The sequence below is a fragment of the Echinicola arenosa genome, from assembly GCF_014841125.1.
Lineage (GTDB): Bacteria > Bacteroidota > Bacteroidia > Cytophagales > Cyclobacteriaceae > Echinicola > Echinicola arenosa.
On sequence record NZ_JACYTQ010000001.1, the window covers coordinates 1,231,112 to 1,247,530 of the forward strand.

12 protein-coding genes and 4 tRNA genes are annotated in these 16,419 nt (G+C 41.5%); 6 read left to right on the forward strand and 10 right to left on the reverse strand.

From position 1 onward, the window contains the following. Positions 1 to 147: 147 nt before the first annotated feature. The 5 genes from IFO69_RS04595 to IFO69_RS04615 all read left to right on the forward strand — a co-directional run bounded on the left by IFO69_RS04595 (position 148) and on the right by IFO69_RS04615 (position 8,535). Positions 148 to 3,261, forward strand: a complete 3,114-nt coding sequence (locus tag IFO69_RS04595) for a SusC/RagA family TonB-linked outer membrane protein (protein WP_192008756.1) — start codon at positions 148 to 150, stop codon at positions 3,259 to 3,261. Between the two features lie 18 nt (positions 3,262 to 3,279). Next, entirely contained in the window at positions 3,280 to 4,803 is a 1,524-nt protein-coding gene (locus IFO69_RS04600) for a RagB/SusD family nutrient uptake outer membrane protein (RefSeq protein ID WP_192008758.1), read from the forward strand. 61 nt (positions 4,804 to 4,864) lie between these two features. After that, positions 4,865 to 6,226, forward strand: a complete 1,362-nt coding sequence (locus tag IFO69_RS04605) for a glycoside hydrolase family 5 protein (RefSeq protein ID WP_192008760.1) — start codon at positions 4,865 to 4,867, stop codon at positions 6,224 to 6,226. A gap of 12 nt (positions 6,227 to 6,238) precedes the next feature. Next, positions 6,239 to 7,105, forward strand: a complete 867-nt coding sequence (locus IFO69_RS04610; RefSeq protein WP_192008762.1) for a glycoside hydrolase family 16 protein — start codon at positions 6,239 to 6,241, stop codon at positions 7,103 to 7,105. A gap of 110 nt (positions 7,106 to 7,215) precedes the next feature. Further along, positions 7,216 to 8,535, forward strand: a complete 1,320-nt coding sequence (locus tag IFO69_RS04615; RefSeq protein WP_192008764.1) for a right-handed parallel beta-helix repeat-containing protein — start codon at positions 7,216 to 7,218, stop codon at positions 8,533 to 8,535. Between the two features lie 221 nt (positions 8,536 to 8,756). Here the strand turns inward: IFO69_RS04615 and IFO69_RS04620 are convergent. The 4 genes from IFO69_RS04620 to IFO69_RS04635 form a co-directional block, all read right to left on the reverse strand. Then, positions 8,757 to 8,829 (reverse strand) — tRNA-Lys (locus IFO69_RS04620). A gap of 100 nt (positions 8,830 to 8,929) precedes the next feature. Then, positions 8,930 to 9,003, reverse strand: a tRNA-Arg gene (locus IFO69_RS04625). A gap of 32 nt (positions 9,004 to 9,035) precedes the next feature. Further along, a tRNA-Pro gene (locus tag IFO69_RS04630) sits at positions 9,036 to 9,110 on the reverse strand. 106 nt (positions 9,111 to 9,216) lie between these two features. Then, positions 9,217 to 9,289 (reverse strand) — tRNA-Lys (locus IFO69_RS04635). Positions 9,290 to 9,571: 282 nt separating this feature from the next. On the opposite strand from IFO69_RS04635, the gene IFO69_RS04640 reads away from it, so the two are divergent. Then, positions 9,572 to 10,204: a tetratricopeptide repeat protein gene (locus IFO69_RS04640; RefSeq protein ID WP_317173421.1), complete on the forward strand. Its 633-nt coding sequence runs from the start codon at positions 9,572 to 9,574 to the stop codon at positions 10,202 to 10,204. 5 nt (positions 10,205 to 10,209) lie between these two features. Here the strand turns inward: IFO69_RS04640 and IFO69_RS04645 are convergent, their stop codons facing one another. The 6 genes from IFO69_RS04645 to IFO69_RS04670 form a co-directional block, all read right to left on the reverse strand. Next, complete coding sequence (locus IFO69_RS04645; RefSeq protein ID WP_192008769.1) at positions 10,210 to 10,836, reverse strand: LON peptidase substrate-binding domain-containing protein; 627 nt, start codon at positions 10,834 to 10,836, stop codon at positions 10,210 to 10,212. Positions 10,837 to 11,006: 170 nt separating this feature from the next. After that, entirely contained in the window at positions 11,007 to 11,915 is a 909-nt protein-coding gene (locus IFO69_RS04650; RefSeq protein WP_192008771.1) for a sugar phosphate isomerase/epimerase family protein, read from the reverse strand. A 75-nt stretch (positions 11,916 to 11,990) separates the two neighbouring features. Beyond that, positions 11,991 to 12,542, reverse strand: a complete 552-nt coding sequence (locus tag IFO69_RS04655; RefSeq protein ID WP_192008773.1) for a gluconate 2-dehydrogenase subunit 3 family protein — start codon at positions 12,540 to 12,542, stop codon at positions 11,991 to 11,993. 12 nt (positions 12,543 to 12,554) lie between these two features. Then, complete coding sequence (locus IFO69_RS04660; RefSeq protein ID WP_192008775.1) at positions 12,555 to 14,234, reverse strand: GMC oxidoreductase; 1,680 nt, start codon at positions 14,232 to 14,234, stop codon at positions 12,555 to 12,557. Between the two features lie 35 nt (positions 14,235 to 14,269). Then, the gene (locus IFO69_RS04665; RefSeq protein ID WP_192008777.1) at positions 14,270 to 15,136 is read right to left on the reverse strand and encodes a hydroxypyruvate isomerase family protein; all 867 of its coding nucleotides are present in this window, start codon (positions 15,134 to 15,136) and stop codon (positions 14,270 to 14,272) included. A 12-nt stretch (positions 15,137 to 15,148) separates the two neighbouring features. After that, positions 15,149 to 16,381 carry a nucleoside permease gene (locus IFO69_RS04670; RefSeq protein WP_192008779.1) on the reverse strand — a complete coding sequence of 411 codons (1,233 nt, stop codon included), beginning with the start codon at positions 16,379 to 16,381 and terminating at the stop codon, positions 15,149 to 15,151. Positions 16,382 to 16,419 lie beyond the last annotated feature (38 nt).

Below are 16,419 nucleotides of genomic sequence, written 5' to 3' on the forward strand. Positions count from 1 at the left end.
GTGCCCAAAAAAAGCAAAAAACGGTCATTTTTATCATTTTGTAGGGTTAATGTAGTGGCATTATATTTCATTTCTGACATGGTATAGGATTAACTTTGATTAAAGTTTAATACCAATAAATCAATAAATAACCTAACCCAAAATTCTATGGAAAGAAGAGCTACTTTTGCATTCTTCATTTCCTGTCTTCTCCTCTTGCCCGTGCTAACCCAAGCGCAAGACCGTGAGATCACAGGTAAAGTAATTTTAAAAAATGACGGCGAGCCTCTCCCAGGCGTAGCTGTAATGATCGAAGGTTCTGGCACAGGAACCATTACTGATGTTGAAGGCCTATTCAACATAAAAGCCTCCCAAGGCGATGTACTTGTCTTTAGCCTTTTAGGTATGGAAACCCAAAAAGCAACCATCACCAATCAATCCAATCTGGAAATAAGTATGGAGGAAAACCTAAGCTCTTTGGAGGAAGTGGTTGTCGTTGGGTATGGTGTACAGAAAAAGAGTGTCGTCACAGGTGCCATATCAAGTGTTAAAGGAGAAGATCTGGAAAGCATGCCTATTAACCGAGTGGAGCAAGCTTTGCAAGGACGAACATCTGGGCTTACTGTAGCAGCAAGCTCTGGTCAGCCGGGCTCAGGAGCAACTGTCCGTGTCAGAGGCCTCACTACATTTGGCAATAACGACCCACTATGGGTAGTGGATGGTGTCGTAGTAGACAATGGCGGCATTGGCTACCTAAACCAATCGGACATTGAATCTATAGAGGTGCTAAAAGATGCCGCATCCCAAGCCATCTATGGTGCCAGGGCAGCAGCGGGTGTAATCTTGGTTACTACCAAAAAAGGGGAAGCTGGGAAAATGCGCGTAAATTACAATGGTTATTACGGCACATCCGCTCCAGCAAAAAAACTTGACCTACTTAATGCCAGTCAATATGCCATGATCAGGAATGAGGCAGCCGTAAACGCTGGAAATGCTGCTCCTTTTCCTAATCCGGAAAGCTATGGAAAAGGCACCGATTGGCAAGACCTCATTTTCAATAATAATGCAATGAGGCAAAATCATGAGTTAAGCATTAGCGGCGGAAGTGACGTCTCTACATTCTATGCTTCCTTCGGCTATTTGGAACAAGAAGGGATTGTTGCTTCAGATATTTCCAGATACAAAAGGACCAACATCCGCTTAAACTCCGAACATAAGCTAGCCAAGTGGCTTAAAGTTGGTCAAAACTTAGGATATGCTCATGATAAATCCATCGGCCTGGGCAATACAAACAGTGAGTTTGGAGGACCATTAAGCTCTGCCATTAACCTTGACCCGATTACAAAAGCAGTAATTACTGACCCTAATATTGCCAATCAACCTCCTTACAGCACAAATCCAGTTGTAAGAGACGCTATGGGCAATCCATATGGGATCAGCACTATAGTTGCCCAAGAAATGACCAATCCCCTAGCCTACATGCAAACCAGGCTTGGCAATTACGGCTGGTCAGACAACATCGTGGGTAATGTATACGCAGAAGCAGAACCAATTGAAGGGTTAAAACTGAGATCAACATTGGGTGCTAAACTCTCTTTTTGGGGAAGCGAATCTTTTACGCCTATTTTCTATTTGAACGCTACCAATGTCTCCAATCAGACCAAGTTTAGCAGAGGCCAAAACAGACGCTTTGACTGGAATTTAGAAAACACCATATCCTATTCCAAAACCATCGACAACCATAACTTTACAGTATTACTAGGTCAGGGGGCATATTTGGACAATAGAGGAAGATCACTTGATGTGACATTCTTCAATGTCCCGGCCAGCAACTTTGATGACGCCTCATTGAACTTCAAAGTCCCTAATGACCAGAGAACTGCCGATGGGTCCGAAGGAGCAGGACATGCTGTAAGCTCATTGTTTGCCCGAGCCAATTATAACTATGCTGAGAAATACCTTTTAGAGGCACTGGTAAGAAGAGATGGTTCCTCGCGCTTTGGAACCAATAACCGCTATGGGGTTTTCCCATCATTTTCTGCGGGCTGGGTAGCCAGCCAAGAAGACTTCTGGCCTACTAATGCTGTACTAAACTTCTTGAAAGTTAGAGGTGGCTATGGCGTTGTGGGAAATGACAACATTGGAGACTTTGCCTTCCTTTCCACCATTGGAAGCGGTAGAAACTATACCATTGGCAATACAGGAAGCTACTCCATCGGCTACAGCCCTAACGCACCCTCTAACCCAGACCTAAAATGGGAAGAAACCAGTCAAGCAAATATCGGATTTGAAGCCACCCTATTTGAAGACTTTAACATCACATTTGACTGGTACAAAAAAGTAACCAATGGCATCCTTCAAAATCCCAGAATACCGGGTTATGTCGGAGCGATTTCCAATCCCGCGGCCAACATCGCCGATATGGAAAATAGAGGGGTTGAACTTGAAATTGGATATAGAAAGCAGTTGAGAGCCTTAAACCTATCACTAAGTGGCAATGTTTCTTACCTAGAAAACGAGGTAACCAATTTAGGAGAAGAAATTTCCTACCTTTCCGGGGGACAGAGTTTTCAAGCAAGCTCCTATCCCATCACCCGCACAGCTGTCGGACAGTCCATGAATTCATTTTTCGGGTTTGAAACAATGGGGATCTTCCAAACAATAGAAGAGGTAGAAAACTACACCAATAGCGAGGGCAATATGATCCAACCCAATGCCCAGCCAGGAGATTTTATCTGGGCGGATTTGAATGATGATGGGCAAATAACAGAGGAAGACAGGACCTTCATTGGAAACCCAACACCTTCATGGTCCTATGGCTTTACGGCAAATCTCGAATGGAAAAACTTTGACATGGTTGTCTTTGGACAAGGAGTTGCTGGAAACAAAATTTTCCAAGGTCTTAGGAGACTGGATATAGGCAATGCCAACTGGCAAACCGAGGCTTTAGACCGATGGACAGGACCTGGCACTTCGAACGATCACCCAAAAATCGTCGAAGGTGACCCTAATAAGAACTTCAATAATCCTTCAGACTTCTACCTAGAAGATGGTTCTTATTTTAGAATCAAAACCCTCCAGTTTGGATATTCTTTCCCTAAGAGTATCATTGAAAAAGCCGGCATGACCAGAGCCCGGGTTTATGTAATGAGCGAGAATCTTTTGACCGTCACCAAGTATACAGGCTATGATCCTGAAATAGGCGGAGGTGTCATGAGTATCGACCGAGGTATCTATCCTCAAGCCCGTTCATTTATGGTCGGTATACAAGTTGGATTTTAACGACAAACGCAATCAATTATGAAAACACATAAAATCAATATACTAGCCTCAGCATTGGCCCTGCTGACCTTAGGATCCTGTTCCGATTCATTCTTAGAAATCAAGCCTAAAGGCACCAACCTGGAAGCCAATTATTACCAAAACCAACAAGAAGCTTACAATGGCCTGGTAGCAGTCTATGACGTTGTTGGATGGCAAAGCAATGGTTTTGTAACCAAACAAAATGCTTTAAACGCAGCTTCTGACGATCACTATGCTGGTGGAGGTGGCCCCACTGACATCACCGCCCTACAGGTGTGGTCCAACTACACTTTGGATCCATCTACCGGACCTCAAGGAGATTTATGGAGTAAAGGCTTTTCAGGTGTATTTCGCGCTAACGTACTTTTGCAAAAACTACCTGAAGTCCCCATGGACGAAGGGTTGAAAGCCAGGTATGCTGCAGAAACCAAGTTTCTCAGGGCTTATTTCTACTTCGATTTAGTAAGGTTTTTTGAAAATATCCCTTTATTAACTGAACCTGTTTCGACCTCTGAAATGTACGATATACTTCAGGCAGATCCAGCAGAAGTTTTTCAGCAGATCGAAACCGATCTAAAGGAATCTATCGATGGGCTGCCTGCTACTGTTGATTTAGCCACGGAAGCCGGAAGAGCCACCGTTGGAATGGCCAAAGCCCTGTTGGGAAAAGTATATTTACATCAGGAAAAATTCACCCAGGCAGCACAAGAATTTGCGGACGTCAATGGTACTCCAGGCGAGACCAGTCAATACGGATACAAACTGTTAGACAATTTTGGAGACTTGTGGGTGATCGACAATAAATTCAACAGCGAATCTATTTTTGAAATCAGTTTCACTAGCCAATCCAATGGAGACTGGGGCTGTGTATCATGTACTGAAGGGAATGTCCTTAATATCATGGTAGGTCCTAGAGGATATAATGCGATTAGTGAAGATGCACCAGACTATGTTTCTGGTTGGAGTTTCTTACCCTTCACTGAAGACTTCTTTGAAGCGATCCATGGGGATCCTCGATATCGGTACACATTAGCCAACCTTGACAGCTTAGAGAAAGCTGGTGCAGTGACTTATGAAAAGGGTTTTATGAACACGGGCTATTTCCTTGAAAAATACGCTGGAAGACAATCTGAAAGATCTACTGGTGGGGGTGTCATGGAATTGAATTTTAGGCAAAACATTTATGAAATCAGGTTGGCTGACACCTATTTAATGGAAGCAGAATCACTGATTCGGGGCGGTGGAGACCAAGGACGTGCCCAGCAACTGTTGGACGCGGTCAGGGCAAGAGTAGGGCTAGATCCGGTCCCTGTAAACCTCGAAAACATTATGGAAGAAAGGCGTTTGGAATTGGCAGGAGAAGGCCATAGATGGTTTGACTTAGTAAGAACAGGCCTAGCTGCCCAAGCATTAGCAGACCGAGGTTTTGTAGCTGGTAAGCATGAAATACTTCCTATCCCACTTCTGGAACTGGACAACACTTTGATTGAACAAAACCAGGAATACGGAGGCACAAAATAACCCTAGCCCAAAGCCCTCTGGTTAGCTAAACTGATTAGGGGGCTTTCAAATTCCTTTTAACATGACAAAACTATCAAACCTATTATATTTATTTCTCATCACCCTCCTTTTAAACCTAAATTCGAGTTGTTCCACAAAAAACTCCTCCTACGATGAAAGTCACAAATCAGTCTCATCTTCACTAACCAGATTAGCCGCAGATGGACCAAAAGTAGTCAATGCAAGTGGGGAGGAAGTTATTTTAAGAGCCGTTGGACTTGGAGGATGGCTCCTTCAGGAAGGCTATATGCTTAACCCCAATGGAAGTGATATCGGAACTCAGTGGCAAATGAAAAAGGCCTATTATGATGAAGGACTCACTTTTGAGGAAGTAGCTTCTTTCTATCAAAATTGGCGGGACAATTTCATTACTCAAGCCGACATTAATGACATTGCCTCTATGGATTTTAATGCCGTAAGATTACCCATGCATTATGAGTTGTTCCTTACCAGTGAGCAAAGGCGCCTGAGAAATCAGGTAATTCAATCACCAGAAAAGATCGATGAATATATCTCGGGCTTATCTAAGTGGATGGATCAAGGCGACCTCTTCAGAACTCCTGATGAACTTGAAGGGATTCAGGTCATTGATCGGTTATTGGATTGGTGTGGAGAAAAAAACATGTATGTCATTCTAGACCTCCATGCTGCACCAGGCGGACAAGGTACCGATAGCAATATTGCGGATATTTTGGTCAAAAATGACTTATGGAATCGAAAAGATGATAAAGGAAGATTGATCTACCAAGATGTCACACTAAAACTGTGGGAAATGCTGGCTAGACGATATATTAATGATGACCGAATAGCCTTTTACGACCTGATCAATGAGCCTAATAACGTCCCATCAAACCAACCAATCCATAATCTCTTTGAGCGCTTGATCAATAAGATCAGAAGTTTGGGTGATACCCATTTGATAATGATAGAAGGAAATGGATGGGGAAATAACTATGACCATATGATCCCTACTGTATTCTCACAAAACCAAAACCTAATCTATAATGCCCATCGATATTGGATTCCCGTTGATGAGGACACGATTCTTGACCCTAACCCTAATCAGATCAATAGAATTGTCAACTTAATCGCATTCAGAGAGAAATGGAATGTCCCTGTTTGGGTAGGAGAAACTGGCGAAAATAACCAACAATGGCTCAAGCAAAATATAGAAAAATTAGAGCAAGCCAATATCGGCTGGTGCCATTGGACCTACAAAAGGTTTGATGTGTCAGAAAACGCAGCCCTTAGGCGTATAAATGGCCAATACCCCACTGAAGGAAAATCCGTAACACAGGAAGTTCTCAAAAACATACATTTTGAACATACCATACCGAACACCACCACTATCCAATCGGTAGCTCCAAGTGAAATCAATTTGTAAACTATACTATTTATGAAACCTCAATTATCAGCCTTTAAGACACTAGTTTACTTATTCATCGGTTTACTCCCCCTGTCCTGCGCAGGCCAATCTGAACCAGTCAATCCCAATATCCCTCCCCCCATCCCTATTAAAGACTTAGGCTGGGAATTTGAAGATCATGCCATCTGGAAAGATGAATTTGACTATACCGGATTACCAGATCCCCAAAAATGGGGCTACGACTTAGGAGGAGATGGATGGGGAAATAATGAACTTCAGTTTTACACTAACAATCTGTCCAATGCAGAAGTAAAAGATGGAGTCCTTACCATTACAGCCAGAAAAGAGGAAAGGGAAGGTAACCGGTTCACATCAGCCAGATTAGTAAGCAAAAACAAAGGAGACTTTTTATATGGTCGGTTTGAAGTAAAAGCAAGGCTTCCTGTAGGCAAAGGAACATGGCCCGCCATATGGATGCTTCCTACTGATTGGGAATACGGAGGATGGCCGGAATCTGGCGAAATCGACATCATGGAACATGTCGGCTATGACCAAGACCGCGTACATATTACAGTTCACACGGAATCTTACAACCATAAAAAGGGAACCCAAGTAGGCAAAAACAAATTGGTCAACCATGCCAGCCAAGCCTTTCATCTTTACAGAGTGGATTGGACTCCTTATGCTATCAGAGGTTATATCGATGATAAATTACTCTTTACCTTTACAAATGAAGGGAGCGGCTATGCTTCCTGGCCGTTTGACAAGAAGTTCCACCTTTTGCTTAATTTGGCTATTGGAGGAGATTGGGGAGGTACAGAAGGAATCGACGAAACGATATTCCCTGCCACCTTTAAAATAGATTATGTCCGGGTTTATAAAATGATAGAGAAATAGATTTTCACTTCAAAAAGTTGAACCGACCTTGCTATTTATGAAAATAGCAGGGTTTCTTTTTACCCTACACTCCCATACATACTTCAAATCAGTATTGATTACATTTAGACATGAAGTCATTACTAACCCTCTCCCTTATCCTTCTCACCTATTGCCTTCCTGCAAAAAATTATTTTGTAGCAGTTAATGGAAGCGACACCAATCAAGGCAGCCTTGAGGCGCCTTTTGCAAGTCTCCAGCACGTACAGGAGCTAGTGACTCCTGGTGACTCTGTATTTATCAGGGGAGGCACCTACAAAATAACTGAGAATCAAATCATGAAATTTAGCTCAAATGGACTTTGGGCTTACGTATTTGAAATGGACAAAAGTGGGGTAAGTTCATCTCAAAAGACTTATTACGGCGGTTATCGATCAGAGCGGCCAGTGTTTGATTTATCTGCCGTGCGCCCAAAAGACAAGCGAGTCATTGTATTCCATGTATCTGGGTCAAACCTTCACTTTAAAAATTTCGAGATCATAGGTACTCAAGTGACTATCACAGGACATACTCAATCAGAATGTTTCCGCAATGAAGGCGGCAACTACAATACTTACGAACACTTAGCAATGCATGATGGCATGGCTATTGGCTTTTATCTCACCAAAGGGTCACACAATATGATTTTGAATTGTGATGCATACAATAATTATGATCCCATCTCAGATGGTGGAAAGGGTGGAAATGTAGATGGGTTTGGAGGCCACCCTACCACTGAATCCAGTGTGGGGAATATATTTAAAGCTTGCCGTGCATGGTATAACAGTGACGACGGCTTTGATCTAATCAATTCTAAAGCAGCAATAACCATAGAAGACTGCTGGTCCTTTTACAACGGCTACCAGCCCAATACCCTACTTGCTGCTGGAGATGGTAGTGGCTTTAAGTCTGGAGGATATGGAATGTCTTCCACACCAAGAAATCCAAAAGTCATTCCGAAGCATATCGTAGTCAATTGTTTGGCTTATTATAATCGAAACCAAGGTTTCTATGCCAACCATCACCTTGGAGGCATAAGCTGGATCAACAACACTGGATATCAAAACCCATCAAATTTCAACATGCTCAACAGAAAATCAGCCAAAGAAATAAAGGATGTCCCCGGTTATGGCCATATTATTAGAAACAATGTATCCTATGATCCTAGAGCATCAAAGCACATTACCCATGTTGATTTGGAAAAGTGTGAACTATCAAACAATTCTTTTTCGCCAAAAGAAACTCCCCTATCAGATTCAGACTTTGTAGGGCTTGACGCATCAGAATTAGCCTTACCAAGGAAAGAAGATGGGAGTTTACCTAAAATTGACTTTCTTCGACCTAAAGAAGGAAGCGCTATATATAGTTCAGAAATGGGATACACCTTTAAACGAAACGACAAGCAATTCTGATCAACTTTTTAAATCATCAAAGATTCTATCTTGGCAAGAATTAAGATAGTGAAGAGAGGAATAGTTTGGACCGATTATCGGGATATACAGCATGAACATGGATTTGAACCCTCAACTTTTCAGTTTGATTCAATCTTGCTTGATCCCTTGATCCCCTTTTTCGTATAGAAATCAGAACGCATTCTAAACACAAAAGCCCGACTTCAAAGTCAGGCTTTTTGTGATCCCGCTGGGGCTCGAACCCAGGACCCATACATTAAAAGTGTATTGCTCTACCAGCTGAGCTACGGAATCATTTTTTTCTCCTAAAGGTAGTTCGTTGACCTACCATCCCAATGACTATGGGGATACGGAATCTTTGATAAAGAAGAAGCGGAAACTGCTTTCCGCTTTGTGATCCTGAAAGGACTCGAACCTTTAACCTACTGCTTAGAAGGCAGTTGCTCTATCCAGTTGAGCTACAGGACCGTTTACTTATATCTCAAAGTAACACTGGATTGTCGGGGTGGCAGGATTCGAACCTGCGACCTCCTGCTCCCAAAGCAGGCGCGATGACCGGGCTACGCTACACCCCGTTAACTTTCCCCTATACTTTAATAAGGAATTTTATTTTGAGAATTCAAATTTAACAACTTAATTATTATATAATCAAGATATTATCAAATTTAAATTTCAAACTTGTGATCCCGCTGGGGCTCGAACCCAGGACCCATACATTAAAAGTGTATTGCTCTACCAGCTGAGCTACGGAATCATTTTATTTTCTCAGAAAGGCAATTTCTTGCTTTACCATTCCAATATATTTCAAACCCAATGAGATCATAAAACCTCTATTAATTGGACCGGAAAGTACTTTTAACTTCCATTTTTTTGTCAATTTCGACTTGCATTTTGTTATATCTTTGTCGTAATTGGACTGCAAATTTAAGAGACCAATTTGAAAATGCCAAACATCAGCCGAAAGTTTATTGTAAAATTTTTAATATTTTTCACTTTTATACTGCAAAGCATTAATTGTCAAGCAGATAACAAAAGTTTGATTTTAGCAGATTCTTTGTTTAATGCCAAAAGCTACAAAGAAGCCTACAACATCTACTCAGACATTCTTCAAACTGAAGAATCATACTCTCCTGCCATGCTTCTAAAGATGGCCTACATCACAGAAGGAATGGGACAATACAATGATGCTACCCTTTACCTATCCAAATACTATGACCACAACCCAAGCCCCAAAGTAATCAGCAAAATCAAATCCCTAACAGATCAGCGTGACCTGAAGGGCTATGAGGTTTCTGATCGAGCACAGTTTTTCAAACTACTCACAGACTATCAACAAGAAATCACATCTTTCTTTGCCCTATTGCTCGTTGTATCTCTAATCTTCACCATTGTAAGAAACAGGGCCAACAAACCAAAATACTTTATCCCGAGCATGATCTTGTTGCTTTGTACATTTCTTAGCAATAACATGCTGAAAAGTCCTCAAACTGGGATCATTAAAGACAGTCCCACTATCATCATGGGCGAACCTACAGCCGCTGGTAAATTCATCAAAAAAGTAAACCCCGGACACAGGGTCACCATAAAATCCACAGAGGACATTTGGTACCAAATAGAATGGGAAGGAAAGGAAGCTTATGTGAAAAAAGAAAATATTTCTAAACTATAATAATATCAAAAATCGAGAGGATCAAGTGACTTGAAATGCCCGTTCATCTTGATCCTTTCCCTGACTTTTTCCAGCTCCCTGGCAATGGGAAGCATTTTTTTTAGATGATTGGTTAAAAAAATCAGCCTCTCAGCTTCTCGTTGCATATGAATTAAGGCATACTCCTCTTCAAGTTTAAGCCCTAGCTTATGCGCAAAAGTAAAAGAATTCACATTTTCAAGCCCTTCTGAAGCATCAATCCCCATCAACCTGAGCATTTCCCTCAAATAAAATACAAACTCCTTGAAAACTCCCCCAGAAACCCTATTGTCCTCTTCTAAAAGTTCTACTTCACCTCCAGCATACAACTTACTACCTAAGGGATTTTGAAAAGTATTGATTTTAAACACACCAAGACCCTCCGTCTTGATATCCAACCTTCCATCCTCATATTCTTTGAAAACCTCCACCAACCTCACCATGGTGCCGTGTGACATCAATCGATCTGTAAAGACACATATGCCAAATTGCAATTCACCTACGATACAATCCCTAATCAACTGCTTATAGCGGGGCTCAAAAATATGGAGGTTTAAACGTTCCCCAGGAAAGGCAACTAGTTTTAAAGGGAATAATGGGATGGCCAAACTCATAATGGTGATTTATTAAATCCAACACTCATGTCACTCTATTTCTATGAACGAATAAACCCAAGGAAAAAGTTGGGATAACTTGAGGAGAATTAACAAAAGTCAGCCTATCACTCCATAAAAAAAGCAGGTCAAATTGACCTGCTTTAAATTCAAATAGTTCTAACCTATTATTAGATTTCAAGTTTTTTCAAATAGGCTGCATTTTTTTCGGCTGCCTCCAAAGGGCTTACCCCTTCAAATTTTTCTTGCTCCACAATAAAATAATCCATCCCATTGTCCTTGGCAGTCCTTAGCACTTTAGAATAGTCAATACTTCCTTCCCCTAATACAATAGATGCATCAGCCTTTCCTGAAGGAGCTCCTTTTTCCCTATCTTTTACATGACAAAGCCTAAATCTATTTTTGTATTTTTCAAAATAAGCTTCAGGATCAGCTCCAGCAGTAACCGCCCAATAAATATCCAACTCATAATCGACTAATTCTGGATCTGTATTTTCCAACAAAAAGTCCTGAGGCATCTGGCCTTCCAATTCCTCAAATGTATAGCCATGATTATGGTAGGCAAACCTCACCACATTATTCTTACATATTTGACCTACCTCATTAAATCTATCTGCGATTTTTTTCCATTCCTCCATAGACTCCTGAGGCCCGATCCAAGGACAGATCAGGTATTTCATCCCAATTTCTCCAGCTTCTGCTGCAAGTTTCTCTGTATTATCAAATACGTTGGCATGCGATGCTACAAAGTCCAACCCCAAATCTTCTGTAAAGGTTTTGAATTCGGTATTTTTCATACCCCAGAAAATCCCTTTTCCTCCATCAAATCCTTCTATCTGATTGTAACCGTAACCAGCGATTTTCTTTATCGTCTCTTTAGCATCTGCAGCCATATCTTCTTTTACAGAGTAAAGCTGGACACCAAATTTGGAAATTGTTTCTTTTACTGATTCTGCTACTGCTTCTTCAACTACTGCAGTAGCAGTTTCCTTTTTAGGTGAGGAGCAAAACTGCAATGGCAAAAAAGCACCTGCTGTAAATGCTGCACCCAACTTCAAAAACTTTCGTCTTTCTTTCATTTTAGGGGATCTTAATAAATCAAGTGTAATTCAAAAAGCGGGACATCAATTAATTGCTATCCCGCTTGGTATCTGTTATATAGCGTACGCTTTATCTCCTTTTTTGTAATCAATGCATGGCTCCCATTTACCTGGGACCTCTACATAATTCAAGGCTTCTGTGGCTCCAATTTCCGAAGTAAAATATCCCAAAACGGTCAAATCCTTCAACATATTGAAATACTTTGGACCATTTTCTTCTTTTGCCTTTTTATTGAGCTCATTCAAATAAACGGTTCTTTGCTCCTGGCTGGCATCCATGAAGTCTTTACCAACCTCATCTTTAAAACCCTTCCTGAGTGCATTCAAACCATTAATAAACTCCTTTTGTTGCTCTTCCCAGTAGGTATCTTTCACCATCATCACCATAAAGGAACCGATACCTACCGCTTTGGCGCCAGGGGTATCTGTACTCGGAATGATAGTATCACCAATCTCATCTAAAAAGGCTATTTCCTCAGGGGTAAAATCAAGACCTTCGATTTGCTTATCAGGTGTACAACCTGTCAATATCGCATTCGCACCGACCATGGTTCCGCCCATCATCAGTACAAAGCTCTTCAATGCATCTCTTCTGTTCATTGCCATAGTTTGTGTCTTTTAAAGGTTACCTTTTTTAAGTTCTTCTACTGCAAAGCTTGCTGCTCTGGCTGTCAATGCCATATAAGTTAGCGACGGATTCACAGCAGCCGCAGAAGTCATGGCAGCACCATCGGTCACAAACACATTTTTGGCATCCCAAACCTGATTGTGCTCATTCAACACAGAGGTTTTTGGATCTCTTCCCATTCTGGCCGTACCCATTTCATGAATCCCTTGACCAAAAGTATAACCAGAGTCATAGGTATGAATATCCTTAGCGCCAGCTGCCTCCAACATTTCAGCAGCATCGGCCATCATATCCTTACGCATCTTCATTTCATTATCCTTGATCTCAGCATCCATTACCAAAGCATACATTCCCCACTTATCCTTCACATCTTTGCTCAATGTGATTTTATTTTCATGATAAGGCAATATCTCTCCAAACGCCGTCATCCCAATACTCCATGGTCCTGGTTCGGTCAAAGCCTCCTTTAAAGGCCCACCGATGTTGATCTCACCCACATCTCTACTCCATCCACTACGACTGGCACCTCCTTGATAACCGAATCCACGCACATAATCGCGCTTATCATCTCCCACGTTTCTGTATCTCGGAATATAAATACCTCCCGGCCTTCTTCCAAAATAATACTTATCATCATATCCCTCAATAGAACCACTTGCACCAAGTCGGAAATGGTGATCCATCACATTATGTCCCAACTCTCCTGAACTACTCCCTAAACCTTCTGGCCAAATATCAGTCGCTGAACGCATCAATACTTGAGCAGAATTCAAAGCAGAAGCACATAAGAACACAATCTTGGATTTGTACTCTATGGTCTCCATGGTTTCTGCATCCACTACCTCTACCCCTGTCGCTTTTTGTGTATCCTTATCATAAAGCAATCTATGAACAATGGAATAAGGTCTAAGCGTTAGGTTTCCAGTAGCTTCAGCTGCTGGCAAAGTTGAAGACTGTGTACTAAAGTACCCTCCAAAAGGACAGCCTAACCAACATTTGTTTCTTGATTGACAGCCAGGTCTGCCAGGAAGTGGCTGGGTAATATTGGCCACTCGGGCATTGATAAAGTGACGCTTACCGCCAAACTTCTTCTCTATTCTATCCTTTACATCTTTTTCCACGCAATTCATGGCGAAAGCAGGCATAAACTGCCCATCAGGAAGCACATCCAGGCCATCTCTATTACCAGAGATCCCTGCAAATTTCTCTACATAATCATACCATGGAGCGATATCCTTATAGCGGATCGGCCAATCTACCGCAATCCCTTCTTTGGCATTACCTTCAAAGTCCAAATCAGACCAACGATAACTCTGTCTCCCCCAAAGCAAGGAACGGCCACCTACTTGATAACCTCTAAACCAAGTAAAAGGCTTTTCTTCTACATACGGAGAGGAATCTTCATGCGCCCACCAATCCAACACTAATTCATTCAATACGTAATCGCGCTTTAAATTAGGGTGATTCTCCACCATTTCGGTAGTCCTGCGTCCCCTGTGCGGTATTTCCCAAGGAGGAAGGGTCGCATTCTTATAATCCTTTACATGTTTTACGTCTTGCCCTCTTTCAAGCAGCAAAACCTTCAATCCTTTCTCGGTCAACTCCTTAGCAGCCCATCCGCCACTAATACCAGAGCCAACGACGATTGCATCATACTCTTGATTTGCCATAATTCATCTATAGGTTTTAATTAGGTTATTTCGGTTTAAATGTCACAAAGGGCAATGGCATTTCGCAAGGATGCGGCCTTATCCTCTGCTTTGGGTATAAATTCCTGAGCAATATACCCCTTAAAGCCTGTTTTAGCAATGGCCTTAATAATGGCTGGATAATTCAGCTCTTGTGTCTCATCTATTTCATTTCTGCCTGGATTCCCAGCAGTATGATAATGCCCATAATACTGATGGTTTTCTCCAATAGTCCTGATCACATCTCCCTCATCGATTTGCATGTGGTAAATGTCATAGAGTAATTTAAAGTTATCACTATCCAATCTTTTGCACAACTCCACTCCCCAGACACTCTTATCACACATATAATCCGGGTGGTCTATTTTACTGTTCAAAAGCTCCATGATCAAGGTAACACCATGTTTTTCAGCTATAGGCAACAATTTCTGTAAACCTTTTACGCTATTTTGAAGCCCTGTTTCATCATCCATCCCATTGCGGTTTCCACTAAAACAAATCAGGTTTTTGTATCCATTTTTGGCGACCAAAGGAATCATTTCAGAATAATTCTTAATCAGTGTATCATGGTATTCTGAATGGCTGAAGCCTTCCTCAAGACTAATTTCTGCCCCATTACACATGGAACTATATACACCATGCTGCTGAGCAATAGGCCAGTCTTTCGGCCCCATCAAATCGATAGCACCAAAACCAATGTCCTTGATAAGGACACACAATTCATCTAAAGACAAGTGACCATAAGTCCACCTACAAACCGAGTGGTTTATATTTCCTTTCAACATGTTTTGTTTATTGTTTGCTTTTAAATTCAGGTAAGGCATGCCGCTTATAGCAGCAGTGCCCAATACCATTTTCTTTAATGCAGATCTTCTTTCTGACATGATAGCATCTCTTTAGGCAGCCACTGGTGTTGGCTTTTTCTCTTTAAATGCCAAGGCAAAAGTTAAGGCTACCAACACCGCAATTCCTGATGGAATCAACCAGATGGTCTGCCAATCATGGGCTCCATCAGGAGTAACGTAAGTATCTGTGATTACTCCAGCTACCCAGAAGCCAATCAACATCCCCACTCCATAAGTAGCCAAGGTGATCATTCCTTGAGCCGCACTTTTAAATTTCTCTCCTGCTTTAGAGTCCGTGTAGATTTGCCCTGAAACAAAGAAGAAGTCATAACAAATACCATGTAGGGCAATTCCGATCAATAACATAAATGACAACTCATTCACATTACCATAGGCAAACAACGCATAACGCACCACCCAAGCAATCATCCCCACAAGTAGCGTTTTCTTAATTCCGAATTTACCAAAGAATACAGGTAACAACAACATGAACAACACTTCACTTACCTGACCTAAGGCCATTTTACCGGTAAGATTTGTCATTTCTATCTCCCCCAAAAACAAACTGGCATTTTGATAATAAAAAGCCAATGGGATACAAATCATGATCGAGGCAAGAAAGAAAATCAAATAGTTTTTATCTTTCAACAAAGCAAAAGCATCCAATCCGAGAATTTCAGTGATGGTTTTTTTCTCGCCTTTTGCAATTTTTGGAGGGGTCTTAGGCAACATAAAACTGTATATTCCCAACACAAGAGAAGCAATACAGGTCATCAAGAATGTATTTCTCAACATGCCTGCTGCTGCATTTTCCGATGAGTCCCATGCAAAGACCAAACTAATCGTCAAACCTGCTATAATCCAGCCAATAGTTCCCCAAACACGGATCACTCCAAACTCTTTTTCCGGATTGGACATCTGATTGAAGGAAACTGAATTCACCAAAGCCAAGGTGGGCATATAAGCTACCATATAGGCAAATACATAGGGATAAAAAGCCGTAAAATCCTCTGCATTGTACATCTGGAACATTAGTACCGCACCAATCAGGTGAAGCACCCCCAAAATCCTTTCTGCATTAAAATATTTGTCTGCAATAAGCCCGATAATAAATGGAGCAATTATAGCTCCGAAAGATTGCGTAGAAAACGCAGCTGCACTTTGTGCTCCTGTGGTACTCAAGTTTTTTTCTAGGAACAGTCCAAGGGTAACAAACCAGCCTCCCCAGATAAAGAACTCAAGAAACATCATGAAGGACAGCTTAAACTTCGTATTGAAACTCATAGGTTTTTGATAGGTTTTTTGTTTTATTTTTTAATTTT

What these genes read in the sequence shown, in the direction of transcription:
- IFO69_RS04595 (WP_192008756.1), top strand. Translation starts at nt 148, where the DNA reads ATGGAAAGAAGAGCTACTTTTGCATTCTTCATTTCCTGTCTTCTCCTC.
- IFO69_RS04600 (WP_192008758.1), top strand. Translation starts at nt 3,280, where the DNA reads ATGAAAACACATAAAATCAATATACTAGCCTCAGCATTGGCCCTGCTG.
- IFO69_RS04605 (WP_192008760.1), top strand. Translation starts at nt 4,865, where the DNA reads ATGACAAAACTATCAAACCTATTATATTTATTTCTCATCACCCTCCTT.
- IFO69_RS04610 (WP_192008762.1), top strand. Translation starts at nt 6,239, where the DNA reads ATGAAACCTCAATTATCAGCCTTTAAGACACTAGTTTACTTATTCATC.
- IFO69_RS04615 (WP_192008764.1), top strand. Translation starts at nt 7,216, where the DNA reads ATGAAGTCATTACTAACCCTCTCCCTTATCCTTCTCACCTATTGCCTT.
- IFO69_RS04645 (WP_192008769.1), bottom strand. Translation starts at nt 10,836, where the DNA reads ATGAGTTTGGCCATCCCATTATTCCCTTTAAAACTAGTTGCCTTTCCT.
- IFO69_RS04650 (WP_192008771.1), bottom strand. Translation starts at nt 11,915, where the DNA reads ATGAAAGAAAGACGAAAGTTTTTGAAGTTGGGTGCAGCATTTACAGCA.
- IFO69_RS04655 (WP_192008773.1), bottom strand. Translation starts at nt 12,542, where the DNA reads ATGGCAATGAACAGAAGAGATGCATTGAAGAGCTTTGTACTGATGATG.
- IFO69_RS04660 (WP_192008775.1), bottom strand. Translation starts at nt 14,234, where the DNA reads ATGGCAAATCAAGAGTATGATGCAATCGTCGTTGGCTCTGGTATTAGT.
- IFO69_RS04665 (WP_192008777.1), bottom strand. Translation starts at nt 15,136, where the DNA reads ATGTCAGAAAGAAGATCTGCATTAAAGAAAATGGTATTGGGCACTGCT.
- IFO69_RS04670 (WP_192008779.1), bottom strand. Translation starts at nt 16,381, where the DNA reads ATGAGTTTCAATACGAAGTTTAAGCTGTCCTTCATGATGTTTCTTGAG.